This window comes from Motilimonas eburnea, from assembly GCF_021295345.1.
Taxonomy (GTDB): Bacteria; Pseudomonadota; Gammaproteobacteria; order Enterobacterales; family CBDFNC01; genus Motilimonas; species Motilimonas eburnea.
The window spans coordinates 151,881-175,693 of sequence record NZ_JAIMJB010000007.1 but is presented as its reverse complement, the minus strand read 5'-3'; the positions used below and the strand labels follow the sequence as shown (position 1 = coordinate 175,693).

Below are 23,813 nucleotides of genomic sequence, written 5' to 3'. Positions count from 1 at the left end.
TGGTTGTGAGGGTTTCATGAAATTTAGAAATCGATTAATGCTTTCCTACTTGTCAGTGGTGGTGTTCGCATCATTGATTTTTTTGGTGGGCTTTTACTATTTTTTAGATTTAAAGGCCAATGCCGACCGCTTGGTTAATTATCACCTTGTTGAAATTAATCACTCTCATGCCATTAATATGTTGTTGCAGCGAGCCAAATCAAATACCCGTGAGGCACGGTTACAGCATCTGCGCCGTGACTTTAAAGCTAAGAAATACGCCGCTGACGAAGTCCGCTACGCTTTATCTCGACTACACTTTCAGCAACAAAATTGGCAACATGAACTTGCGTTAAGCCAACACACTTTACAAGAAGAGGGCGAGTCGAGCTTACAACAACCCATTTGGCAATTTATCGACGGTACTTTTCGCTTGCTTACCTTAATGCAGCAAGAAGCGTCCATCCTTGAGCAAGAGCAAGACGCTTTTACGGCGGCCTATCAAGTTTGGTTAACCCAATCCAGAGCATTGCAAAATACGTTACAGCAACGGGTTGAACAGGCGACTCAGGCTATCCGTCTTAGCAGTGAAGACTTTCAAGGCAAACTGGCTAATGCGCAGCAGGCATTTTTAATTGCCCTTTCCTTATTGATTATTTATACCCTAGTGCTGTCTTTTAGGACGAGCCAACGTTTGGCCAAGCCCATTGCACAGTTAAATGATTATGCCATGGCTCTTTCTAACTTTAACTTTGCAGCCAAACCAGCCCGTTACCCGAGTCAGGAATTTGATCAGTTAAGTGAAGCCTTAACATTCTTAGCACAGGAGATAGCCGCTAAACAGCAGCAAATGACCCTTGAAATCGAGCAGCGTAAGCAATCTGAGTTGACCAGCAAACGCTTATCGGACTTTAATCAAACCATACTTAACGGCATGGCCGATGCAATGTTTGGCCTCGACACGCAGGGGCAAATCAGTTTTATCAACAAAGCGGCGTTAACCTTACTCAGAGTGAGTCCAGCTCAGTTGCTACATAAGCCTTACAACCAAGTGTTGTCGTTTATTGATCTTGATGATAAAGCAAGCAAAGCAAATCAACAGATTGACGATATTATTTACCGCCATTGTGATGCTTCGCCGCGCACCGTGGCCAAATTAGATACGCCGACGGGTATGGTGTTATATATCGAGTATGAGGCCACGGAGTTACTTCAAGATGGCGACTTCGCCGGTGTGGTCGTGGTCTTTCGTGATTACAGTAGTAAATTCAATTTGGAGCAGGAGCTAAAGCTGACAGGTCAGGTGTTTGATACCTTGTCGGAAGCCATTATGGTGACAGATAAGCGCAATCGTTGCATCAAGGTGAACCCTGCTTTTACCCTGATCACGGGGTTAACGTCGGATGAAGTGTTAGGAAAAGAGCCTGATTGTATTTTTACATCGCATCATACCCCTTTGTTTTATAAAACCCTATGGCATCATTTATACAGCGAAGGAAGCTGGCAAGGGGAAATTTGGTCGAAACGAGAAAATGGCGAACTTTTTCCTGCGTGGGTGAAAGTCAGTGTGATCAAACATCAGGCTGAAATTAGTCACCATGTGATTACTTTCTTTGACATATCTGAGCAAAAAGAAGTTGAGCAAAAAGTGAAGTTTCTGTCGATGCGCGATCCCTTAACGGGGGTCCCCAATCGCGGCTTGTTTCAAAAAAGGCTAAAAAACCGGTTACTCAGTGCCGCTAAATCAGATCAGAGTGTGGCACTGATTATTATTGATTTAAATCGTTTTAAAGAGATTAACAGTCAGTTTGGTTTGGAGGTGGGGGATACCCTGCTGAAACAAGTGGTCAGTGGATTAACCGCCAGCTTATCAGCCCAAGATACCTTGGCCCGTTTAGGCGGAGATGAGTTTGCTTTGTTAGCCCCTCATGTTGGCCAAGTTGCCTTAGCACAAAAGCTCGCTGAGCTAAAAACGGTGTTTTCAGAGCCGTTTCAGGCCCAACAGGAGTCTATTCGTATCGGTGCTACTTTTGGCGTTGCCGTGTTTCCTGATGATGCTGACAATGTAGAGCGGTTACTTAACGCCGCTCAATTTGCTTTACAGCAGGCTAAATTTCAAGGCAAAGACTTTAGCTATTTTCATAAAGACATGAATTTGGCGATTGAGCACAAGAAAAAGCTCACTAAAGCCCTCAATGTTGCGATTGCCGAAAATCAGCTGCAATTGTATTACCAACCTAAGGTTCTGCCTAATACGGGGGAAGTCACGGGATTTGAAGCCTTGATCCGTTGGCAACATGATGAGCTAGGCTTTATTCCTCCCGCCGACTTTATTCCTTTGGCAGAAGAAACGGGGTTAATTGACCCCCTTGGTGAATGGATTATTTTTGAGGCCGCCAATCAAGCGGCCAAGTGGGTTGCAATGGGCTACGAGCAGATCAAGGTGGCCATCAATTTGTCGCCCAAGCAGTTTGTGTCAGCGCGATTGGCTCAGATTATCCAAGACAGTATCGTCCGTGCTGGGGTTAAGCCGGCCAACTTAGAGCTGGAAATCACAGAAAGTATGTTAATGGAAGATGTCGAATCGGCCATTAACGTCATGCAACAATTTAGTCATCAAGGCATCAATATTTCCCTTGATGACTTTGGTACAGGGTATTCCTCGCTCAGTTATCTCAAACGCTTTCCAATCCATACCCTAAAAATTGATCGCAGCTTTGTCGCGCAATTGTCCCATGACAATGATGATGCCAAAATTGTCTCCACCATCATCACCATGGCCCATACCTTAGGCCTACAAGTGGTTGCTGAAGGGGTCGAGACCAAAGAGCAAATGGACTTCCTAAAAGGACGTCAATGCGATCAATTACAAGGTTATTATTTTTCGGCCCCGGTTGCGGCGAACGAAGCCGACAAGTTACTGAAAATGAGCTTTTTCAACTCAATATAAATTCTAAAAAAGTGAATAAAAATTCGATTTTGTCGCTGCAGTCTGATGTCAGTTGAGATACAATCATGATCAGCCGTATTGTTAGGGAGTAATTTGCATTGGCACAAGATACCGACGTGATTGTAAGCAGTTTTAGGCAATCTGCCCCTTATATTAACGCTCATCGCAATAAGACATTTGTGTTAATGGTGGGCGGGGAAGCCTTAGAGCATGAAAATTTTCCAGAAATAGTCAGTGATATTGCACTGCTTAACAGTCTCGGTGTTAAGTTGGTCTTGGTGTTTGGCTTTAGACCACAAATCGATGCTGCGTTAGAGATGCAACATGTGCAAAGCCAGTTTGTTGATAATCTTAGGGTGACCGATGACGTTGCGCTTAATGCTGTCAAGCAGGTGGTAGGTAAGTTACTCATCGATATTCAAGCAACATTTTCCATGGGCGTGGTTAACTCCCCAATGCAAGGCGCTCGTATTAATGTGATGTCAGGTAATTTTGTGGTCGCACAGCCCATAGGTGTGCGTGACGGTATTGATTTTTGTCATACCGGAAACATCCGGCGAATTGATACCGATAGCATACGTTGGCAATTGGGCCAAGGTGCGATAGTGGTGGTCCCTCCTATTGGTTATTCCGTGACAGGGGAAGCGTTTAACCTTTCGGCTGAAGAAGTCGCTACTCAGGTTGCAATTGGGCTACAAGCTGACAAAATCATCGGCTTTTGTTCTAATCAGGGGGTGCTGGATGACAAAGATCGCGTTATTAATGAGATGCTACCTTCTGAAGCTGAGGCTAAATTACGCACGTTAGCAGGCAGCGAAACCGACACGGGCACGGTGCGTTATTTGCGTGCTGCGGTTGCCTCTTGTTATGGCGGCGTAAAGCGTAGCCATTTGGTGAGCTATCAAGAAAGTGGTGCGTTACTTAAAGAGCTATTTACCCGAGATGGAGTGGGGACGCAGATTGTCACCGAAAGTTATGAAAAGATCCGTGATGCAAACATTGATGATATTGGCGGTATTTTAGAACTTATTCAACCACTTGAAGAACGTGGTATTTTAGTAAAACGTTCCCGTGAGCTACTGGAGTCAGAAATTGAGCGCTTTACCATTGTGGAGCGTGATGGCATGGTAATTGGTTGCGCCGCCTTGTATCCCTTTGTCGAAGACGGCATGGCTGAGTTGGCTTGTGTGGTGAGTCACCCTAAATACCGCCGTAGCAGCCGTGGTGATAGTTTAGTCAGGCATATTGAAGCCCAAGCGATTAAAATGGGGTTAAATAAGGTGTTTGTGTTAACTACGCAGAGTATTCATTGGTTTCGTGAACGTGGTTTTGTGCCGGCGGATGTGAATGATCTGCCCACACAGAAAAAGTCGATGTATAACTTTCAGCGTAATTCTAAGATATTAATTAAAACCCTTTAATCGTTCTTCAGATTCAACAGCGAGTCAGTGCTGGCAGCAATAGCATGCTATGCCCTTGGCTCGCTATTTGTCGCTTCCCTGTGCAACCTTTTCGTGAATACTTGTTAGATCAGCAGGGGCTCTGCATTCACAATGCAGCAAGCACGTTGCCCGTTTAAGTTTTGATTCAGCATGGATTCGAGCAGTGCCTCATCGCCGACACACCCTTGTTCATCAAACAAACATAGCGCGGTATCATGATCTCGACAGATATAGTAAGGCGTCTCTATGGTCATGTGCTCTTTACAACCATCTTGATCGAAATAGGTCACTCGGTAGCGTTTATTGTTCATTGCGCTTCCCTCTCTACTAGTTAGAAGTAACATTATAGGAATAATGTGAAGAAAATGTTAAATATATATGCAGCAATTTTTAACATCTCCACGTTGAGGAAAGCGGGGGGGCTATTGGCTGTGGTGTTGGTTGTGGTACTGGCCGGCCTTGTCGGCCGTGATTATTTGCAATCACTCACGGTCACCACCCAAGTTTATGACTTAACAACAGGGATACCTTATCAAGGGCCGCGTTGTGAGCGGGTTGAATCAAATCAGCGTGTCACTACCAAGAGAGCAGATTTACTGGCAAATGAGTTCAGTTTACTGGTTTGGAATGTGTATAAATATCAAGATCCCGAGTGGCCACAAACGCTCATGGATTTGCTCGATTCACATGATATCGCGGTGCTACAAGAAGCAAGGAGCGACGCCACATTTAGTCAATTTTGGTTGCAGCGTGGTTGGCAAGGTTATGGCAGTAGTGCATTTTCTCAAGATGGTCATTGGTTTGGCGTGCAAAACCTAGCAAAAGTCACAGCTCAACTGGTTTGTGTTGAGCTAACACCTGAGCCTTGGATCCAAATCCCTAAATCGACTTTAACCACCCTTTACCCCTTGGCTAATCGCGACTCGGGACTTTTGGTGATCAATGTCCATGGCATAAACTTTACCTTAGGCACTGCAGAGTGGGAGGGACAGCTATTGTCATTATTTGATTTAGTTGAGCGCCATCATGGCCCTGTTATTTTAGCGGGCGATTTTAACACTTGGAGTGCCTCACGCCAGCTTTCCCTAAGCCAATTAGTGGCCAATGTCGGGCTGAACGAGGTGACTTTTTCACCGGATCACCGGTTAGTTGTGATGGGAGAGGCCCTAGATCATGTCTATTACAAGGGCCTTGAAGTAGTCAGTGCGCAGGCGCTGGCGTTACCGGGCTCGGACCACTTTCCAATGGAAGTGCGCTTTAACCTTCAGGATTAACGTACCTCGGCGACGTTGATGGTGAGCGGTTGGCCGGGTTTAATACTGCGTGGATTAGTGATCTTGTTCCATTGCTTTAGCTCTTCCACTGTGACGTTATGATCTTGTGCAATGGCGCCCAATGAATCGCCGCTTTTAACTATGTACACCATGGGGTTAGCGAGTTGCGCATTGACCGTGGTGACTTTGATCGGTGGCTGATTGTAGACTTTTAGTTGCTGACCTAAACGTAAGGTACTGCGTTTGGTTAGGCCATTCCATTTGGCGATGTCTTGATGGTTGACCTTGTACTTTTTGGCTATATCCCACAAGGTATCACCTTGTTTTACAGTATGAATTGTTGCCTTGCCACGTTTAGCTTCCGTTGTTTTTTGTACCTTCGCTACTTTATTACGTTGTGCGGTCTGTGCTTCTGATATTGGCCCAGATGATGGGATCAGTAAAAACTTTCCGGCGCGGATGTTATTTCCTTTAATGCCATTTGCTTTACGTAATACATCGGCTTGGGTGTTAAATTTTTGCGCAATCAAACCTAAGGAGTCGCCCCTTTGAATCTTATATCGTTGCCATTTCACGCGTTCGGATTTAGGGACACTTGAGAGGGCTATTTCAAATTGCTCTGCATTATCTAAAGGTAGTAAAAGCTCATGGGGGCCAAGAGGTGAGGTGGCCCAATGGTTGAAGCCGGGATTTAACTGTAATAATTGCTCTGTATCCATGCCCGCTAATTTGGCCGCGAATGCAAGATCAATTTGCGCCCCTGTGTTGACGGTTCGCAACACGGGGGCGTTTTTGAATTCAGGTAAGGGCATGTGGTATTCATCATTATTACGAATCAGCTCAGCCAATGCGAGCAGCTTAGGGATATAAGCATTGGTCTCTTTGGGGAGATCTAAATTCCAATAGTCCGTTGGTTTGCCTGCCTTGCGATTTTTCTTAATCGCTCGCAGCACTCGGCCTTCGCCAGCATTGTATGAAGCGATGGCATGTAACCAGTTGCCATCCATCATTTCGTTAAGATACGTTAAGTAATCCAATGCCGCATTGGTGGATGCGATGACATCGCGTCTGCCGTCGTACCACCAATCTTGCTGCAAGCCGAAGCGCTTACCCGTTGATGATAAGAATTGCCACATACCCGACGCATGGCCGTGGGAGTAGGCAAATGGGTCAAACGCACTTTCGACTACCGGTAGTAAGGCAAGCTCAAGTGGCATATCGCGCTTTTTGATCTCTTCAACGATGAGATAAAGAAACGGCTCCGCACGTTTCGAAATGCGACGCATGTAATCGGGATGTTTTAAATACCAATCAACGTAGTAAGCAATGCGCTCATTCTGAGTCTCAGGCAGCTCAAAGCCTTCAATAATGACCTGCCATAAATCGGGTTCAACGGGCTCGGGTGACAATTTAACAATGCGCTTGGGTTTAATTGGAGCGGTTGTTTGTTCTGGTTTTGCTACCTTGGGCTTAGGTGTCGTTGAGACTTCTTGGGGGGCGGTTGGAGTATCTGTGGTTTGACAACCAACCAAAAAAATCGTCAATGTTAGGGCCAGAGGTAGTTTCATTTTCATCACTTTTTCAAAAAAAATCGCCACATGTTAGAGAAGGTGGTGATGGGAATCAAGGAACTAACTCTCATCTTTCCACTTTCTTAGTTGTGAAAAAACCATTTCTGGTGATGGCGTCACTTCAGCGAAATGCACTTGAACGGCTTGTAAAACAGAGGCTTGCTCGCAGCGCATAAAGGGGTTAATGCGCTTTTCATGCGCCACGGTGACGGGTAATGTGGGGATGCCTTGCTGGCGAAGTTTGGCGACCTGTTTGATGGCATCGGTAATATGCTGGTTATCCGGCTCAACCTGATGAGCGAAGGCGAGATTGCTTAACGTATATTCATGAGCGGGGTAAAGCTGGGTGTCGTCTGGAAAGTTTCCATATGCGCTAACCGAGTGATACATCTGCCCCATGGTGCCTTCAAATACGCGACCACAGCCGCCGGAGAATAAACTGTCACCACAGAACACGTGCGTGACTTCATCTTGTAACACATAATTGATGTGCTCTAGGGTATGGCCAGGGACGGCGTTGATATTAAAGGTCAGCTGGTTGATAACAATACTATCGCCATCGCCCACTTCGATAAACGTGTCTGGGCAGCGTTTTTGTGGGGCTTTTTTGCCCACCGGGGTAGGTTGCCATTTGGGACCATAGACAGCGATGGGGTGATCAAGGTGTTGCTGTAAATACGCGACACCGCCCCCGTGATCAAGATGATAATGGGTCAGTAAAATAGCATTCAGGGTGAAGTTATGCTGCTTTAAGAAAGCCAATGCACTCTGGCCATCACCGGGGTCAACCAAGATAGCGGCTTGTGGGCCACTTTTTATCAGCCAAATGTAATTGTCGTTAAAAGCTGGAATCGGTAATACTTGTATCATCACAGTCGCTCCGTTAGTTTTAATGGCTCACATCATTATGTTTCGCACCAAGGATTTTGATGCCGCTTTATTGCAGCCTTGAAGCGATATGATAACCTTAACGTATTCTAACCATACGAGAACTTCATGCGTCCAGCTAAAACCAGCCGAAAAGTGTATGATCCCCAAATATGGTCTGATTTACCTGCCGGCGAATGGTTGCAATTGCAATTGCAACAAAGATTAGATAAGTGGTGCCCGCAGCTGTTTGGTTATCATCTCATCAAACTGGGGCAGTTGAGTGCCCAGCTCAATACTTGCAGTTGCACCATCCGCCACCAAGTCAATATTTCTCGTGAACACTCATCAGCAGGATTAATCGCTTTAAGCCATGCTTTACCTTTGCAGGAATCCTGCATTGATGTCTGTTTGCTGGCTCATGGTATCAATTTTGTACAAGATCCTCACCAAATGCTGCGGGAAATAGAGCGAGTGTTGACGGCTGATGGCTTTCTTTTACTCAGTGGCTTTAACCCGGTGAGCTGGCATGGCTTAAGCCAATATATCCCCTTTAGCCGCAATCCTTGGGTTAATCACAGCCGTATGTTTACCCCTGCGCGAATTCGCGATTGGCTACATCTGTTGGGATTTGAGATCTTAGCCGATGAAAAGTTTGGCTTTGGATTTTCCGTGGCGCGTAATGAAAAGCTTGATTGGTATGAAAAAACCGGACAACGTTTTTTCCCCGTTTTGTGTGATAACTACTTTATTGTCGCCCGGAAATCGACTCGGCCAATCACGCCAATCAAAGAGAAGTGGCGTTTAAAAAGGCCGATATTAACGGCCACTCCTTTTGCCAATTGTCACGGCTCTGAGCCCAATGCAAAAAAAGAGAAGTGGTAGTTCGCCAAATTGCCATCATGCGTTTACGGGAAGCGGTTATACCCAATCAACCTGGAGATGCCTGAAATAGGCATCTTCAAGTTAATTGGGTATGTATCCTTGGTCAACCTCTAGATTGTCTGATTCTGCTGCTGAACGTGCCAACTCATCACAACGTTCATTTTCAGGGTGTCCTGAATGTCCCTTCACCCATCGCCAGTCTATGTCATGTTGTTGGCTTGCCGCATCAAGTTGTTGCCATAGATCAACATTTTTTACCGGTGCTTTGCTCGCTGTTTGCCAGTTACGCTTTTTCCAACCGTGGATCCAGCTGGTAATACCTTGCCTAACATATTGGCTATCGGTCGTTAACACCACTTTGCAAGGGCGGGTCAGGGCGTTTAGGCCTTTAATGCAAGCCAGTAGCTCCATTCTGTTATTGGTGGTGAGTTCATAGCCTTGTGACAACTCTTTTTGGTGGCCAAGGTATTTCATCACCACACCATAACCACCTGGACCTGGATTGCCTAGGCAAGATCCATCCGTATATAGTTCAACCTGTTTATTCATTTTTGTTAGACTAGTAATAATAACGATAACATGGAACAGATATGAACACAGAGCAGACCGTGAGACAAGTGGTTCTTGATACTGAGACCACAGGTATGAACTTTGAGAGTGGTCCTCATTATCTAAACCACAATATTATAGAAATAGGCTGTGTTGAGTTAATCAATCGCCGATTAACGGGCCGTCATTACCATGTTTATATTAAACCCGATAGGCTGATAGATGCCGAGGCCATTGGCGTTCATGGTATTACCGATGCTTTTTTGACTGATAAGCCCAGTTTTGCAGAGATTGCTCCCGAGTTTATCGAATTCATCAAAGGCGCAGAAGTGATTGCTCACAATGCGCCGTTCGATATTGGTTTTATGGATTATGAGTTTGACAAACTCAAAACCGGAATAGGCAAAACCGAAGACTTTTGCCAGGTCACTGATACCTTACAAATGGCTAAAGAGTTGTTTCCAGGAAAGCGAAATAACCTTGATGTGTTGTGTGATAGGTATGGCATAGATAATTCGCATCGTACCTTACACGGAGCATTACTCGATGCCGAGATCTTAGCCGACGTTTATCTGTTGATGACTGGCGGGCAGACCGCGTTAAATCTCAATCAAGAATCTGACAACCAAGACAGTCAAAATCAACAAGGTATCATTCGTTTAAGCGCAGAGCGAAGGGCGCTAAAAGTCGTGGGCGCCAGTGATGAGGAGTGCCAGGCTCACCAAGATAGGTTGCAGATAATTGCGAAAAAGGGGCCGTGTATATGGTTAGACTAATGGTTCGATATATCTTTCGATTTCTCTTTGTGATGGGCTTGCTGACCAGCGCCTCAGCTGGGGCGGTTAAGTTTTTCGAGAAAAACGACATCAGCTTGCTCGATAACCGTTTTCGAATCGACCCGATGGCAGAAAAGGTGACGTTTGTTATCAAGCGTCAACCTGGCGCCGCAGCGACCATTTTAGTTCAACCCGATGGCAGTAAGCTTTATTCGAGTCGCCACCCAGATAATGTTAAGTGGCACGAAGGATTAGAGTTTGACATGATCACCATAGACAAACCCATGCCGGGGCCATGGCAAGCCGTTGGTCGGTTAAGTCCTGACAATGCGATCCGCATGGTGACGGATTTACAGCTCTACATGGATAAGTTACCCACGACCTTGTACGCCAATGAACAAGTCAAGCTCACCACGGCATTATTGAATCAAAGTGGTCAGCCTGTTGCCGAAGATTATATTCAAGATTTGATCATCAATATGACGTTCACCAGCCTTAATGATGAAAACGATGATAATTTTGGTTATGGCCACAAGGTGACATTTCAATTTCTTGATGATGGAAAAGGATACGATGAATACCCTCGAGATGGGAAATTGACCACTCACCCGAGCATCAATATGCCGGCGGGAAAGTATCGCGTTGAAGTGTCCACCCGTAATGAGGTTTTTACCCGTGCTTTTCGTCAAGATTTATTAGTTTATCCCGTCCCAGTCACGTTAGAAGTGACCGAGTCATTTGATCAACCCGGGCCCATGTTGCATTACAACATTGATTTAGACGAAATCTTACCTGAATCACTCGTGATAAAAGGAAGCTATGAGGGGGTACTCGAACAGCCTTTGCCTTTTGTTGGTCAGGGAGAAGTGAATCAAGAGGTGCTAACGGTAACCTTACCTCGTCCAGAAGAGGCGGGTAAATATACTGTGTCTACCATGGCTTATGCGACGACGAGAACAGGCCGCGAAATTGTGCTGGAGTTAGAGGAGCAGGTGTTTAGGGTAGTCCCGCCGCCTGCTACGCCTGCCCCCACACCGGAGCCAACGCCAGAGTTAGCGCCTGAGCCCGAGCCAAGTCAATTATCATTTTACTTGATGTTGGCCGGAGCGCTTTTATTGCTTATTTCCTTAGTGCTGGTGGGCATTATTTGGTGGAAACGAAGAAGTGTGCAGCGCATTGCCGCTAAATTGGCTGAACAAGGTCAACCGCAAGGTGAACCCGCTCAACCCGCAGTGGAAGAATTAGATTTAGAAAAAGAGAGCAAAAAGTAGCCAAATTGATATTGATTGCCCCGCATCCTTAACAAATTTGGGGTGTGGGGCTTTAGGAGAGATGGCAAACTGTCGCCAAGCTGGTGTAATAAGCACCAGCTTGTATGTAATTTCAACAAAGATTGTTCGTTATGAAATCAAACAGTCATTTTTCCGATTTTTTTACACATTCGTTGTTGACTCGATAGGGGCATGTACGTATTATCTGCGCCGCACACAACGAAGCGCTAACGAAAATTGGCAACTCGTTATGGTAGTGGAGCGGTAGTTCAGTTGGTTAGAATACCGGCCTGTCACGCCGGGGGTCGCGGGTTCGAGTCCCGTCCGCTCCGCCACTTACTCTGTGCTAGTGTCAACTGCTAGATGTAAATCAAAGTTGAAGCAAGATAATTTGGAGCGGTAGTTCAGTTGGTTAGAATACCGGCCTGTCACGCCGGGGGTCGCGGGTTCGAGTCCCGTCCGCTCCGCCAATTATCTTAAAATGTTTGTTATGGAGCGGTAGTTCAGTTGGTTAGAATACCGGCCTGTCACGCCGGGGGTCGCGGGTTCGAGTCCCGTCCGCTCCGCCAACAAACATGCAATATTATTTCTTCGGAGCGGTAGTTCAGTTGGTTAGAATACCGGCCTGTCACGCCGGGGGTCGCGGGTTCGAGTCCCGTCCGCTCCGCCAGAAATAGTATACAAGTTGATTCAGATACCGGAGCGGTAGTTCAGTTGGTTAGAATACCGGCCTGTCACGCCGGGGGTCGCGGGTTCGAGTCCCGTCCGCTCCGCCACTTTCTGAGTTGATGCGTAAAAATGATACATATAGCGGAGCGGTAGTTCAGTTGGTTAGAATACCGGCCTGTCACGCCGGGGGTCGCGGGTTCGAGTCCCGTCCGCTCCGCCAATATCGTATCAACGGAGCAAAACAGATTCTCTCCTAATCTTGATATTTCCCCTTTATCTCCAAGAATAAATCTAAATTCTCATTCAGTATTTTGACCAATTTAGGATCAAAGTGTTTGCCTGATTCACTGTTGATTAAATCCATGATCTCGTCAATCCCCCATGGCTCTTTATAACAGCGTTTTGAACCTAGGGCATCAAACACATCGGCTAATGCGGTTAATCTGCCTTCAATGGGAATGTCTTCTTCTTTGAGGCCATTGGGGTAACCGCTACCATCCCACTTTTCGTGGTGGTACATAGCAATGGCTGCACCGGTGCGCAAAATAGGAATATCCGAGTCATACAGCATATCGTAGCCCAGTTTGGCATGGGTCTTCATGATTTCCCATTCAGCAGGATCGAGCTTAGCGGGCTTGTTTAGTACGGCATCGGGAATGCCTACTTTACCGATATCGTGTAAGGGAGAAGCTTGTTTTAAGGTTTCTACTTGCTCAGCCTCGAGCCCAGATAGTTTAGCTAATAATGCCGTGTAATTAGCAACGCGCTTAACATGGCTACCCGATTCTTTTGAGCGGCTTTCAACGACCTCACCTAAACGGTACATGATCTCTTTTTGGTTATCTTCGATGACCTCGTTCAAACGAATATTTTCAAGAGCTACGACAATGTTTTCAGTGAATAAATTCAGCAGGTGAATATCGACATCACCTAACTCTCTGGTACCTTCAATATGAAAAATCAGGTTATGGCGTGGGTTTTTACAGTAAATTACAACTTCATTTTCTTGATATATATTGGCTTTTTCTTGAATGGCTTGTTGCAAAATGGAGTGGTTTTGTAAGTCACCTTCGCTACTTTTATCATCAGCAGTGGAGTGCAACATTTCTAGTGCGGTATTTTTCAGTTCATAGGCGTGCTTAATGTTGTAGATGGTGGTGTCTTCTAACTCAAGCAGGGCCGTTAATTGCTCGAGCGCCCCTTCAACAAAGCTTTCTAGAGCAGTTTTTTCAAAAATGCCTTTGGAGGCCTGAATCACTTTTTCTAAACCGCGTTTGTTTCGTTGTAGGCTGCAGATATCGCGATAGGAGCGCAGACTGGCCCGGATCAAGGTGCGTAGCTTTTGTGAGGTGAGTTCTGTCTTATCTTTGTAATCGTTAATGTCATAGCTTTCAACGACATCATCTTCGGGGGCTTGACCGGGTTGACCTGTGCGTAACACGATCCGAATACTGTGATTATCGAGTTCATCACGAATATATTTAACAACCTGTAAACCCGCATCGTCTGTCTCCATGACCACATCCAGTAGCACTAAGGCAATGTCGGATTCGGTGCGCAAAATTTCTCTTGCTTCGCTGGCGGAGTAGGCGTGTAAAAAATGAATGCTTTTATCATCAAAACGAAACTGACTTAAGGTCACTTTGGTAATACGATGTACTTCAGATTCATCATCAACAATGAGCACAGTCCAATGCTGCATCGCACTGTCCGACACCTGTTCGTCATCATCGATAATTAGAATATCGTCATCCATGGGCTGCCTGATCAAAGTAAAATCGGTATATTTAAGAAATAGACTATCTCTTTGAGTTTTCAAATATTCGACAAGAAGAGTTTGGTTGTCATCACGTCTTAACTTGGCTTTAACATAGGCTATGCCTATAATCGTGGCTCTAAAAAATGTAAGAAATGAATAGGATGATGTACATGGCTGTAGAAACAACCTTCTCGATTATTAAGCCGGATGCAGTTAAACGTAATTTAATTGGCACCATCTATCAGCGATTTGAACAAGCTGGATTGAAAATTGTTGCGGCAAAAATGCTGCAATTAGATCAAGAACAAGCTGCTGGTTTTTATGCCGAGCACCTTGGCCGTCCCTTTTATGAGCCACTCATTGGCTTTATGACGTCAGGGCCTATTATGGTGCAAGTACTTGAAGGCGAAGATGCGATTGCCAGAAACAGAGAAATCATGGGTAAGACCAACTTTGAAGAAGCTGCGCCAGGCACCATACGTGCAGATTTTGCCTCTTCGGTTCGTGAAAACTGCGTTCACGGCTCTGATAGCCCAGAATCAGCGCAGCGTGAAATCGCTTACTTCTTTACTGATGACGAAATTTTTTCTGCAAAATCATAACTAAACAAGAGGCATTGGCAGTGCCAATGCTTTTTGTCTAATCTGCTCTAGTATCCTCGTTATAAACTTTGTACAATTCGCGACCAATTTTTAGCTGTAATCCACCGCTGTGAGAGCTTATGTCTGATCAAAAAATAAACCTACTTGATTTAAACCGTGCCGGCTTACGCCAGTTTTTCGCCGATATGGGTGAAAAGCCGTTTCGCGCCGACCAAGTGATGAAGTGGATTTACCATTTTGGTGTTGATGACTTTGATGAAATGACCAACATCAATAAGCAAATGCGCGAAAAACTGAAACAGCGAGCGGAGATCAAAGCACCGGAAGTCTCATTTGAGCAGCGCAGTGCCGATGGCACCATCAAATGGGCGATGAAAGTAGGCAACCAAGACGTTGAAACCGTTTATATACCAGAAGGGGATAGGGCCACTTTATGTGTTTCTTCTCAAGTGGGTTGTGCCCTTGAATGTAAATTTTGTTCGACGGCGCAACAAGGTTTTAACCGCAACTTGTCTGTATCTGAAATCATTGGTCAAGTGTGGCGTGCGGCTAAAATAATTGGTCCTGTGAAAGCCAATGGTACTGGCCAGCGCCCTATCACTAATGTGGTTATGATGGGCATGGGTGAGCCACTACTGAATATGAAAAACCTTGTACCGGCATTAGAGCTGATGCTTGATGATCTGGGTTTTGCCTTATCAAAGCGCCGCGTGACGGTTTCAACCTCAGGTGTGGTGCCAGCATTGGATATTTTAGGTGATAAAATAGACGTGGCATTGGCTATTTCATTACATGCGCCTAACGACCAGCTTCGCTCGGAGATGATGCCGATCAACGATAAGTACAATATTCAAGACTTTTTAGATGGCGTTAGACGTTATATCGCTAAATCGAAAGCTAACCGCGGTAAAGTGACCATCGAATATGTGTTACTGGATCATTATAATGACTCGACCGACTTGGCCCATGAGTTGGCGCATTTGGTTAAAGACTTGCCTTGTAAGATCAACCTGATCCCATTTAACCCTTTCCCTGAGTCGGATTATGCTAAACCGAGCAACAGCCGTGTAGATCGATTTAACAAAGTATTACAAGAGTATGGTTACACCGTGACGGTTCGTAAGACGCGGGGTGACGATATTGATGCCGCTTGTGGTCAATTAGTGGGCGATGTGATTGATAGAACAAAAAGAACTGCTAAAAAACGGATGCAAGGCGAGACAATTTCCGTCACAATGACACAATGATTTGTTAGATACTTGTGGTATATGAAAAAACTTATCCTAGGTGCAGGCGTTTTATTGAGTCTACTGGGTTGTGTCAGTGAAACTACAGTGGCAGGAAAAAGTGTTAGCCAAACCGTTGATTACGATGGCGCGGCTAAAGCAAGGATGCAATTAGGTATTCAATACTTACAACAAGGAAACACTGAGCAAGCCAAGTTTAATTTAGAAAAAGCCTTGTCTTACAATACTCGCGATCCTGAAATACATCGCGCATTGGCCTATTATTATGAGGTGGTTAATGAGCCTAGGTTAGCGGAGAAATCCTATCGTCAAGCCTTGTCGCTCGGTCGCAATGATGCGGATACCATGAATAACTACGGTACCTTCTTGTGCCGAGAGCAAAAATATAAAGCGGCGGAAGAGCAATTCTTAAGAGCCGTGAGTATCAGTAGCTATGTTCGGGTAGGAGATACCTACGAAAATGCCGGCTTATGCGCTAAAAAGTCCGGTGATCTTGATAAAGCCTTAACCTATTTTAACAATGCGCTGTCACACAGTCCGAGAAGGGCCGTCTCTTTGATTGAGATTGCCTCTATCTATGTCACTCAAGAAAAATTTGAAGACGCGCGAACCGTACTATTGCAGTATCAAAAAGTGGCGAAAGATTCTCCACAAAGCCTGTGGACTTGGATCCGTCTAGAATCAGCTCAAAATCGTGAAACGGCAGTCAGATCCTTTGGCAGACGTTTAGTCAATAAATTTCCTCAATCGATTGAGTCACAACGATATTTAAATAATGAATACTGAAAATAACGCCCCAGAAGAAATTCAAGACATGGGCCCAAGCGGCCCAGGCCCCATGTTACGTGCAGAGCGTGAAAAACAGGGCTTGACGGTCACCGATATTGCCGCTCGCTTAAACTTACGGGCGCACAATATTAACGACATAGAAAACGAAACCTTTGATCCAAAAGTGTCGGCTACCTTCATTAAAGGCTATTTAAAAGCTTACGCTAGGATCTTAGGCATCAGTGAAGAAGATATCTTAAATGCTTATTACAGCTTAGGCATTAAAGAGCCGAGTCAGACCCCGATGCAAAGTTTCTCACAGCGCACTCAACAAGAAGCTCACAACAACCGTCTAACCTGGGTAAGCTGGGCTATCGGCGTTGCCTTAGTGGGTATGCTGGTTTGGTGGTGGTTGCAAAAGGCCAGTTTAGAGCCGGCTACTTCTGAGCAGTTAGTGAATGAGAGCATCATCGCGTCCATTGAACCTGAGCATGCAACAAAAGATTTGCCGGTTCAGCAAGCGATAAGCGAGCAAGCCGAGTCTGTGTTACCTCAAGCCATTCCTGTTGAAGTAAACATTGAACAGCCAAGCGATGCCGCTGAGAATGAGCCTGCAGCGCAAGTTGAAGAAAACACCACAGATGAAAGTGAAGCACCAGAGCAAGCTATTGCCGATGAGTCAGATGTGCAAGCGGCAGAGCCCACCGTATCGCCAGAGGTTGATGACTCTGTGTTAACGGTCGATTTCACTTTCTCTAACGATTGTTGGATCAAGGTAACCGATGTGGAGGGTGAAACCTTGGCCATTGGCGTGAAAGAAAAGGGCACCAGCTTGACATTATCAGGTAAAGCGCCGTTTAAATTCACCATAGGTGCACCTAAGGCGGTGGCCATCTCCTATAACGGCAAAGCCTATGATATGTCTCAGTATAAAGCGGGTAAAATTGCACGCTTTGAATTACCAGTAAAAGAATAACGAGTTATGCATCAAACATCCCCGATTAAACGACGTCAAAGCACCCAAATTATGGTGGGTAATGTACCGGTTGGCGGCGATGCGCCTATCGCGGTGCAATCCATGACCAATACCCGCACCACGGACGTCGAGGCAACGGTTAAGCAAATCAAATCATTAGAGGACGTGGGCGCCGATATCGTTCGCGTGTCTGTGCCTACCATGGATGCAGCCGAAGCATTTAAGCTCATTAAGCAGCAAGTTTCTGTTCCTTTAGTCGCAGATATTCATTTTGACTATCGCATCGCCCTTAAAGTGGCCGAATATGGTGTCGATTGTTTACGTATTAACCCGGGCAATATCGGCCGAGAAGATCGTATTCGTGCTGTGGTGGATTGTGCCAGAGACAAAAATATTCCTATTCGTATCGGCGTGAATGGCGGTTCGTTAGAGCGCGATATTCAAGAGAAATACGGTGAGCCTACGGCCGAAGCGTTACTAGAATCAGCGATGCGCCATGTCGATATTTTAGATAGGTTGAATTTCGATCAGTTTAAAGTTAGCGTGAAAGCGTCCGATGTGTTTTTAGCCGTCGGCGCATATCGCCTGCTTGCTAAACAAATCGTGCAGCCCCTTCATTTAGGCATTACCGAAGCGGGCGGGTTTCGCAGTGGCTCGGTAAAATCCGCCGTAGGCTTAGGCATGTTATTGGCCGAAGGTATCGGTGATACTTTACGCGTGTCGTTGGCAGCCGATCCGGTAGAAGAAGTGAAAGTCGCTTTTGATATATTAAAATCACTGCGAATTCGGAGCCGAGGCATTAATTTTATTGCTTGTCCAAGTTGCTCACGTCAAGAATTTGATGTGATAAACACGGTCAATGCTCTTGAGCAACGCCTTGAGGACATCTCCACTCCCCTTGATGTCTCCATCATAGGTTGTGTGGTTAATGGCCCAGGCGAAGCGCTGATTTCTGATTTGGGGATCACGGGCAGCAATAATAAAAGTGGCTATTATGAAGACGGTGTTAGGCAAAAAGAGCGTTTTGATAACGACAAATTGGTTGAGTTATTAGAAGCGAAAATCCGCGCACGTGTGTCGACCCTTGATCCAAGTAAAAAAATAGAAATACAAAACCAGTAATTACTGCATTCATTCCTAGCCAGGTTTTACCTGGCTAGTAAAAATCCCTATAATGCCTGCTAATTTCCAGCCATCATCTTAAATAGAACGGAATTTCAAGTGGCCAAATCGATCCAAGCTATTCGCGGGATGAACGATTGTTTACCCGAACAAACGCCAGTGTGGCAAAAAGTAGAAAATACCTTAAAGCAAGTTGTCAGCAGTTATGGCTATTCTGAAATAAGAATGCCGATCGTTGAAAGTACCCATTTATTCAAGCGATCTATCGGTGAAGTGACAGATATCGTTGAAAAAGAAATGTACACCTTTGATGACCGTAATGGCGACAGCTTAACACTGCGTCCTGAGGGCACGGCATCTTGCGTACGAGCGGGAAATGAGCACGGCTTGCTTTACAATCAAGAGCGTCGCCTGTGGTATATCGGCCCTATGTTTCGTCATGAGCGACCACAAAAAGGCCGTTACCGTCAGTTTCATCAGTTTGGTGTCGAAGTGTTTGGTATGGCCAGTGCAGATATTGACGCTGAAGTGATTTTAATGACGGCGCAGTTTTGGCAAAAATTGGGGATCAGCGAGCACGTTGAACTGCAATTAAACTCATTAGGCTCCAACGAAGCCCGCGCTGTTTATCGTGATGCGCTGGTGGCTTTTTTAACGGAGCACGAGTCTGCCCTTGATGAAGACTGCAAGCGTCGTATGCATACTAATCCACTCCGTGTACTGGACTCAAAAAATGAACAAGTACAAGCCATTTTAGTGGATGCGCCTAAGTTATCTGACTACTTGGATGAAGAGTCAAAACAGCATTTTGCCAAGCTTTGTCAAATTTTAGACGCGGCAGGCGTTAACTATGTCGTTAATGAAAAGATAGTGCGTGGTCTAGACTACTACAACCGCACTGTGTTTGAGTGGGTTACCCAAAGTTTAGGCTCGCAAGGCACCGTGTGTGCGGGTGGTCGTTACGACGGCTTAGTTGAACAAATCGGCGGTAAAGCCACCCCAGCGGTTGGCTTTGCGATGGGCCTAGAGCGTTTAGTCTTAATGCTCGAAACCTTAGATCTAAACCAAGATATTACGCCTGCTGTCGATGTTTATTCCGTATTAGTGGGCGAGGGCACAGATATTCAAGGCATGTTACTTACGCAGCAATTGCGCCAAGCGCTGCCAAGTATTAAAGTGATGAACCATTGCGGTGGTGGCAATTTTAAGAAACAAATGAAGCGGGCTGATAAATCAGGCGCTCGTATCGCGTTGATCTTAGGTGAGTCAGAAATGGCCCAGCAGCAAGTGACCATCAAAGATCTAACAGGGAAGAATGAACAACAAACCGTTGCACAAACAGCCATGGCTGATGTCGTCGCAATGATGCTTGAGAAGTAAGGGGTATAACGTGGTAGGTTACGAAACCGAAGAACAACAGGTTGATGCGATAAAGAATTGGTGGAAAGAAAACGGTACCGCAGTGATTTTTGGTACCGTCGTTGGCTTAGGCGCATTATGGGGTTGGCGTTTCTATAATGAGCAAAAAATTGTCGCTCAAGAAGAAGCCTCTGTGGCCTATACTCAAGCCATTGAAGTGCTAGAAAGTGGCAGCGATGACGCTTGGGCGAAAACGCAAGCCTTCATCGATCAAAATAGTGATAATAACTACGGTGCATTGGCCGCAATGTTGTTAGCCAAGTCTGCGGTTGATAAAGGCGACTTTGAGCTTGCATTAAATCAACTGAACTGGCTTAAAAAGAACAAGGCAAGTGAGATATTGCTCCCTACTGTTAATCTCAGACTGGCCAGAGTTCAGGCTGAGTTGAAGCAATTTGATGCTGCACTAGCGACATTAGCTGAAGTGAAAGAGGAAGCCTTTAAAGCCAAAGTAGAGGAAGCTAAGGGTGACATTTACCTGCAACAAGGCGAACTCGAACAAGCCAGAATCGCTTATCAAACGGCGGTGACCGCTGGCGGTGAAGCAGGCAACCCAGCATTAAAAATCAAGCTGGATGATTTAGCTCAACCAGCAACATCAATCGAAAGCACTCCCGCGGATGAGGTTGTGAATGGATAAATGGTTGAAAACGATCGCGCTAGTTTGCACATCAAGTTTGATGCTACAAGCGTGCTCTTTGTTCGACTCAGAAGAAGACAGCGTTGTCATGGCTGAATTGCCTGTGATAAATCAGTCTTATGAGCCTGTTACCGAATGGCGTTCGTCAATCGGTGATGGAGTTGAACATTATTACTCCCAATTGCAGCCTGCCTTTATTGGTAATCAAGTGTTTGTTGCCGACCGTGAAGGTTTGATCAAAGCGTTAGACGTCAACACAGGTAAGCAATTGTGGAACATAGATATTAGCAACCACGAATCGAATGCTTTGAATAAGAGCGCAAGAATTTCGGGTGCGATCACGGCCAGTTACGATGCCATCTATGTTGGCACTGAAAATGCCCAGTTGTTTGCTATTGATGCTGAAACGGGTGAGGTGCGTTGGGTAGCCAATACTGGCGGTGAGGTGATTGCTAAGCCACTAGTAGAAGGTGGCCGTATCATAGTGCATAACAGTTTAGGTGATTTACACGCTTTTCAAGAATACAGTGGCGAGCGAGTATGGCAACTTAACTTCGATCAACCCCCGCTAACGTTGCGCAGCTCGGCAGAGCCTGTTGAAGCAGGTGGTGCCATTCTTTATGGTCGCGCGGACGGTAAGTTTGTTGCTGTGATTGCAGAAACGGGTATCCCTGTTTGGGAGCGACGTATCGCGATACCCAAAGGGGCAACGGAGTTAGAGCGTATTGTAGACGTGGATGCCAAGCCTATTATTGTCGGTGCCACGGCCTATGTCATTGCTTACAACGGAGACCTGGTCTCTCTTGATTTACAAGCGGCAGAGCCGACATGGAAGCGCAATTACTCGGCTTATAACTCCATGGCCATCAGTGGCTTTAATCTGTTTTTAACCGATGAGAAAAGCCATATCTACGCTGTTGACCGTCGAACCGGTGCGCAGGTTTGGAGTAACACTCAGCTGGAGTACCGTAACTTGACTGCCCCTGTCGTGGTGGGTGACTACATCATTGTGGGTGATGCTGAAGGCTACCTGCATTGGCTTGATCGTGACGGCAAATTTGTTGCGCAACAAGAGCTAGACAGTGATGGTTTATACACGGCACCTGTTGTTTATGGTGATAAAATCATCGTGCAAACTCGCAGTGGAAAAGTGATCGCGCTAGCGAGACCATAATCGTCAGCTCGTTACTCTTTGTTAAATGGCTCCTTATTGATTAAGGGGCCTTTGTTATTTATAGGATTATTAAGATGTTACCTGTGCTTGCTCTGGTGGGACGCCCAAATGTTGGCAAATCTACCTTATTTAACCGACTAACTCGCACGCGGGATGCATTAGTTGCCGATTTTCCCGGCTTAACCCGTGATCGCAAATATGGCCAGGCTAATGTTGCTGATTATTCTTTTATCGTAGTGGATACCGGTGGTATCACTGGCGATGAGGAAGGCATTGATGCCTTAATGGCGGGGCAATCTTTACAAGCCATTGAAGAAGCGGATGCCGTCTTTTTCTTGGTAGATGCCCGTGCCGGCTTGACCGTAGCCGATGAAGCCATTGCCATGCATTTACGCAAGCAAGAAAAGAAGGTTTTTCTGGTCGCGAACAAAACCGACGGTATTGATGCGGATTCTGCCGTTGGCGAGTTTTACAAATTAGCATTGGGTGAGGTGTACCAGATTGCAGCGGCCCATGGTAAAGGCGTTCGCTCTCTGATTGAAAAAGCATTTGAAGACTTTGAGGAATTTGCGCCAGAGGCAGAGCCAGAAGTCGAGTCTGAGTTTGAGTTTGAGCAAAATGATGGGATGTCCGACATCGACATGGCTGAGCTTGATGCCCTAGAACAAGCCCAAATTGCTGAGCAAGAGCAAGCGTTTGCCGATATGCCAATCAAATTGGCCATTATTGGCCGCCCAAATGTGGGTAAATCAACTCTGACCAACCGTATTCTTGGTGAGCAACGCGTGATTGTTTACGATGCGCCGGGCACCACGCGTGACAGTATCTATATCCCGATGAAACGTGATGATCGTGAGTACATCTTGATTGATACGGCAGGGGTTCGCCGCCGTAAAAAAGTGTATGAAACGGTGGAGAAGTTTTCGGTAATTAAAACCCTCAAAGCCATTGAAGACGCTAACGTGGTGATGTTAGTGATCGATGCGCGTGAAAATATTTCAGATCAAGATCTAAGTTTATTAGGTTACACCCTGAATGCGGGTCGCTCATTAATCGTGGTGATCAACAAGTGGGATGGTATTGATTCAGAAGTGAAAGATCGTGTAAAAAGCGAGCTGGATCGCCGTCTAGGCTTTATCGATTTTGCTCGAGTACACTTTATTTCAGCTTTACACGGTACCGGTGTGGGTCACTTGTTCGAGTCGGTACAAGAAGCTTACACCTCGGCGACCAAGCGCGTGTCAACGTCCATGTTAACCCGCATTATGCAAATGGCGGCAGAAGATCATCAGCCACCTTTGGTAAAAGGACGCCGTGTTAAATTGCGCTATGCTCATGCGGGTGGCTACAATCCGCCGCGTATCATCGTACATGGAAATCAGGTATCAGCATTACCAGATGCTTATAAGCGTTACTTGATCAACTACTTCAGAAAGTCGCTAAATCTGATGGGCACACCCATTCGCGTTGAATTTAAAGAGGGTGAAAACCCATTTGCGGGCAAGGTAAATAAACTCACTGCTTCGCAAGAGCGTAAACGCAAGCGGATGATGAAGTTTCATAAAAAATAATCGGAGGTAAGCATGAAAGCCTTGGCTTGTCCTAGCTGTAATGAGCAAATGAACTATTTAGGTAAGTTTACTTATCACTGTGAACCCTGTGATAAAACTTATCAGGCGCAAGTGCATTGTAATCAGTGTGGCGAGCGATTAGAGCTGCTAAAAGCCTGTGGCGCGGTTGATTTCTTTTGCAATAGCTGCAATGAAATGAAATCTAAGTCGAGTGCCGACTACCGTTTAACCGAGCTTTCTCAGTAATTCTTCCAAGTCAAAAATACTAAGCAGGAACCGACTCATTGGAGCGGGTTCCTGCT

21 protein-coding genes and 6 tRNA genes are annotated in these 23,813 nt (G+C 45.8%); 22 read left to right on the top strand and 5 right to left on the bottom strand.

The window, feature by feature from the left end:
- The first annotated feature begins 16 nt into the window (after positions 1-16).
- On the top strand, positions 17-2,929 hold the full coding sequence (locus tag K6Y21_RS09105; RefSeq protein WP_233071521.1) for an EAL domain-containing protein: 2,913 nt from the start codon (positions 17-19) through the stop codon (positions 2,927-2,929).
- Positions 2,930-3,027: 98 nt separating this feature from the next.
- Positions 3,028-4,350: an amino-acid N-acetyltransferase gene (argA, locus tag K6Y21_RS09100; RefSeq protein ID WP_233071520.1), complete on the top strand. Its 1,323-nt coding sequence runs from the start codon at positions 3,028-3,030 to the stop codon at positions 4,348-4,350.
- Between the two features lie 104 nt (positions 4,351-4,454).
- Here argA and K6Y21_RS09095 read toward each other — a convergent pair whose 3' ends face one another.
- Positions 4,455-4,682 (bottom strand): hypothetical protein, encoded by a 228-nt coding sequence (locus K6Y21_RS09095; RefSeq protein WP_233071519.1) that lies wholly within the window; start codon positions 4,680-4,682, stop codon positions 4,455-4,457.
- A gap of 54 nt (positions 4,683-4,736) precedes the next feature.
- Here K6Y21_RS09095 and K6Y21_RS09090 point away from each other — a divergent pair, with 54 nt between their 5' ends.
- Positions 4,737-5,645, top strand: coding sequence for an endonuclease/exonuclease/phosphatase family protein (locus tag K6Y21_RS09090; RefSeq protein WP_233071518.1), 909 nt, complete (start codon positions 4,737-4,739; stop codon positions 5,643-5,645).
- Here K6Y21_RS09090 and K6Y21_RS09085 read toward each other — a convergent pair.
- Both K6Y21_RS09085 and gloB read right to left on the bottom strand, forming a co-directional pair.
- Positions 5,642-7,213, bottom strand: coding sequence for a LysM peptidoglycan-binding domain-containing protein (locus K6Y21_RS09085; protein ID WP_233071517.1), 1,572 nt, complete (start codon positions 7,211-7,213; stop codon positions 5,642-5,644). The two genes, K6Y21_RS09090 and K6Y21_RS09085, sit on opposite strands and share 4 nt — an antisense overlap.
- A gap of 63 nt (positions 7,214-7,276) precedes the next feature.
- Positions 7,277-8,086, bottom strand: coding sequence for a hydroxyacylglutathione hydrolase (gene gloB / locus K6Y21_RS09080; RefSeq protein WP_233071516.1), 810 nt, complete (start codon positions 8,084-8,086; stop codon positions 7,277-7,279).
- Positions 8,087-8,212: 126 nt separating this feature from the next.
- On the opposite strand from gloB, the gene K6Y21_RS09075 reads away from it, so the two are divergent.
- A complete protein-coding gene (locus K6Y21_RS09075) occupies positions 8,213-8,968 on the top strand; it encodes a class I SAM-dependent methyltransferase (protein WP_233071515.1) in 756 nt (251 codons plus the stop codon).
- Between the two features lie 81 nt (positions 8,969-9,049).
- Here the strand turns inward: K6Y21_RS09075 and rnhA are convergent, their stop codons facing one another.
- Positions 9,050-9,517 carry a ribonuclease HI gene (rnhA, locus tag K6Y21_RS09070; protein WP_233071514.1) on the bottom strand — a complete coding sequence of 156 codons (468 nt, stop codon included), beginning with the start codon at positions 9,515-9,517 and terminating at the stop codon, positions 9,050-9,052.
- 41 nt (positions 9,518-9,558) lie between these two features.
- Here rnhA and dnaQ point away from each other — a divergent pair, with 41 nt between their 5' ends.
- From dnaQ to K6Y21_RS09030, 8 genes are all read left to right on the top strand, one after another.
- Positions 9,559-10,293 carry a DNA polymerase III subunit epsilon gene (gene dnaQ / locus K6Y21_RS09065; RefSeq protein WP_233071513.1) on the top strand — a complete coding sequence of 245 codons (735 nt, stop codon included), beginning with the start codon at positions 9,559-9,561 and terminating at the stop codon, positions 10,291-10,293.
- Positions 10,281-11,564, top strand: coding sequence for a TIGR03503 family protein (locus K6Y21_RS09060; protein ID WP_233071512.1), 1,284 nt, complete (start codon positions 10,281-10,283; stop codon positions 11,562-11,564). Before dnaQ ends, K6Y21_RS09060 begins: the two co-directional genes overlap by 13 nt.
- A 258-nt stretch (positions 11,565-11,822) precedes the next feature.
- Positions 11,823-11,899, top strand: a tRNA-Asp gene (locus K6Y21_RS09055).
- Between the two features lie 58 nt (positions 11,900-11,957).
- Positions 11,958-12,034 (top strand) — tRNA-Asp (locus K6Y21_RS09050).
- A gap of 22 nt (positions 12,035-12,056) precedes the next feature.
- A tRNA-Asp gene (locus K6Y21_RS09045) sits at positions 12,057-12,133 on the top strand.
- Positions 12,134-12,157: 24 nt separating this feature from the next.
- Positions 12,158-12,234 (top strand) — tRNA-Asp (locus K6Y21_RS09040).
- A 29-nt stretch (positions 12,235-12,263) separates the two neighbouring features.
- A tRNA-Asp gene (locus K6Y21_RS09035) sits at positions 12,264-12,340 on the top strand.
- Between the two features lie 36 nt (positions 12,341-12,376).
- Positions 12,377-12,453 (top strand) — tRNA-Asp (locus K6Y21_RS09030).
- 33 nt (positions 12,454-12,486) lie between these two features.
- Here K6Y21_RS09030 and K6Y21_RS09025 read toward each other — a convergent pair.
- Positions 12,487-13,989: a DUF3369 domain-containing protein gene (locus tag K6Y21_RS09025; protein ID WP_233071511.1), complete on the bottom strand. Its 1,503-nt coding sequence runs from the start codon at positions 13,987-13,989 to the stop codon at positions 12,487-12,489.
- A 173-nt stretch (positions 13,990-14,162) separates the two neighbouring features.
- Here K6Y21_RS09025 and ndk point away from each other — a divergent pair, with 173 nt between their 5' ends.
- From ndk to K6Y21_RS08975, 10 genes are all read left to right on the top strand, one after another.
- A complete protein-coding gene (gene ndk / locus K6Y21_RS09020) occupies positions 14,163-14,594 on the top strand; it encodes a nucleoside-diphosphate kinase (RefSeq protein ID WP_233071510.1) in 432 nt (143 codons plus the stop codon).
- Between the two features lie 119 nt (positions 14,595-14,713).
- Positions 14,714-15,841, top strand: a complete 1,128-nt coding sequence (gene rlmN / locus K6Y21_RS09015; protein WP_233071509.1) for a dual-specificity RNA methyltransferase RlmN — start codon at positions 14,714-14,716, stop codon at positions 15,839-15,841.
- Between the two features lie 21 nt (positions 15,842-15,862).
- The gene (pilW, locus tag K6Y21_RS09010; protein WP_233071508.1) at positions 15,863-16,627 is read left to right on the top strand and encodes a type IV pilus biogenesis/stability protein PilW; all 765 of its coding nucleotides are present in this window, start codon (positions 15,863-15,865) and stop codon (positions 16,625-16,627) included.
- The gene (locus tag K6Y21_RS09005; RefSeq protein ID WP_233071507.1) at positions 16,617-17,585 is read left to right on the top strand and encodes a RodZ domain-containing protein; all 969 of its coding nucleotides are present in this window, start codon (positions 16,617-16,619) and stop codon (positions 17,583-17,585) included. The genes pilW and K6Y21_RS09005 overlap by 11 nt, the downstream gene beginning before the upstream one ends.
- A 6-nt stretch (positions 17,586-17,591) precedes the next feature.
- Complete coding sequence (gene ispG / locus K6Y21_RS09000) at positions 17,592-18,707, top strand: flavodoxin-dependent (E)-4-hydroxy-3-methylbut-2-enyl-diphosphate synthase (RefSeq protein WP_233071506.1); 1,116 nt, start codon at positions 17,592-17,594, stop codon at positions 18,705-18,707.
- 99 nt (positions 18,708-18,806) lie between these two features.
- Positions 18,807-20,087 (top strand): histidine--tRNA ligase, encoded by a 1,281-nt coding sequence (hisS, locus tag K6Y21_RS08995; RefSeq protein WP_233071505.1) that lies wholly within the window; start codon positions 18,807-18,809, stop codon positions 20,085-20,087.
- Between the two features lie 10 nt (positions 20,088-20,097).
- Complete coding sequence (locus K6Y21_RS08990; protein ID WP_233071504.1) at positions 20,098-20,766, top strand: YfgM family protein; 669 nt, start codon at positions 20,098-20,100, stop codon at positions 20,764-20,766.
- Positions 20,759-21,940: an outer membrane protein assembly factor BamB gene (gene bamB / locus K6Y21_RS08985; RefSeq protein WP_233071503.1), complete on the top strand. Its 1,182-nt coding sequence runs from the start codon at positions 20,759-20,761 to the stop codon at positions 21,938-21,940. Before K6Y21_RS08990 ends, bamB begins: the two co-directional genes overlap by 8 nt.
- Before the next feature lie 74 nt (positions 21,941-22,014).
- Complete coding sequence (der, locus tag K6Y21_RS08980; protein WP_233071502.1) at positions 22,015-23,511, top strand: ribosome biogenesis GTPase Der; 1,497 nt, start codon at positions 22,015-22,017, stop codon at positions 23,509-23,511.
- Between the two features lie 12 nt (positions 23,512-23,523).
- Positions 23,524-23,757 (top strand): zinc ribbon domain-containing protein, encoded by a 234-nt coding sequence (locus K6Y21_RS08975; protein ID WP_233071501.1) that lies wholly within the window; start codon positions 23,524-23,526, stop codon positions 23,755-23,757.
- Positions 23,758-23,813: the final 56 nt, after the last annotated feature.

Bases quoted from the DNA above. Each gene is read 5' to 3' on its own strand.
- K6Y21_RS09005 (WP_233071507.1), top strand. From the start codon at position 16,617: ATGAATACTGAAAATAACGCCCCAGAAGAAATTCAAGACATGGGCCCA.
- ndk (WP_233071510.1), top strand. From the start codon at position 14,163: ATGGCTGTAGAAACAACCTTCTCGATTATTAAGCCGGATGCAGTTAAA.
- K6Y21_RS08975 (WP_233071501.1), top strand. From the start codon at position 23,524: ATGAAAGCCTTGGCTTGTCCTAGCTGTAATGAGCAAATGAACTATTTA.
- rnhA (WP_233071514.1), bottom strand. From the start codon at position 9,517: ATGAATAAACAGGTTGAACTATATACGGATGGATCTTGCCTAGGCAAT.
- gloB (WP_233071516.1), bottom strand. From the start codon at position 8,086: ATGATACAAGTATTACCGATTCCAGCTTTTAACGACAATTACATTTGG.
- K6Y21_RS09025 (WP_233071511.1), bottom strand. From the start codon at position 13,989: ATGGATGACGATATTCTAATTATCGATGATGACGAACAGGTGTCGGAC.
- K6Y21_RS09090 (WP_233071518.1), top strand. From the start codon at position 4,737: ATGTTAAATATATATGCAGCAATTTTTAACATCTCCACGTTGAGGAAA.
- bamB (WP_233071503.1), top strand. From the start codon at position 20,759: ATGGATAAATGGTTGAAAACGATCGCGCTAGTTTGCACATCAAGTTTG.
- dnaQ (WP_233071513.1), top strand. From the start codon at position 9,559: ATGAACACAGAGCAGACCGTGAGACAAGTGGTTCTTGATACTGAGACC.
- pilW (WP_233071508.1), top strand. From the start codon at position 15,863: ATGAAAAAACTTATCCTAGGTGCAGGCGTTTTATTGAGTCTACTGGGT.
- K6Y21_RS09085 (WP_233071517.1), bottom strand. From the start codon at position 7,213: ATGAAACTACCTCTGGCCCTAACATTGACGATTTTTTTGGTTGGTTGT.
- K6Y21_RS09105 (WP_233071521.1), top strand. From the start codon at position 17: ATGAAATTTAGAAATCGATTAATGCTTTCCTACTTGTCAGTGGTGGTG.
- ispG (WP_233071506.1), top strand. From the start codon at position 17,592: ATGCATCAAACATCCCCGATTAAACGACGTCAAAGCACCCAAATTATG.
- K6Y21_RS09095 (WP_233071519.1), bottom strand. From the start codon at position 4,682: ATGAACAATAAACGCTACCGAGTGACCTATTTCGATCAAGATGGTTGT.
- rlmN (WP_233071509.1), top strand. From the start codon at position 14,714: ATGTCTGATCAAAAAATAAACCTACTTGATTTAAACCGTGCCGGCTTA.
- K6Y21_RS09075 (WP_233071515.1), top strand. From the start codon at position 8,213: ATGCGTCCAGCTAAAACCAGCCGAAAAGTGTATGATCCCCAAATATGG.
- der (WP_233071502.1), top strand. From the start codon at position 22,015: ATGTTACCTGTGCTTGCTCTGGTGGGACGCCCAAATGTTGGCAAATCT.
- K6Y21_RS09060 (WP_233071512.1), top strand. From the start codon at position 10,281: ATGGTTAGACTAATGGTTCGATATATCTTTCGATTTCTCTTTGTGATG.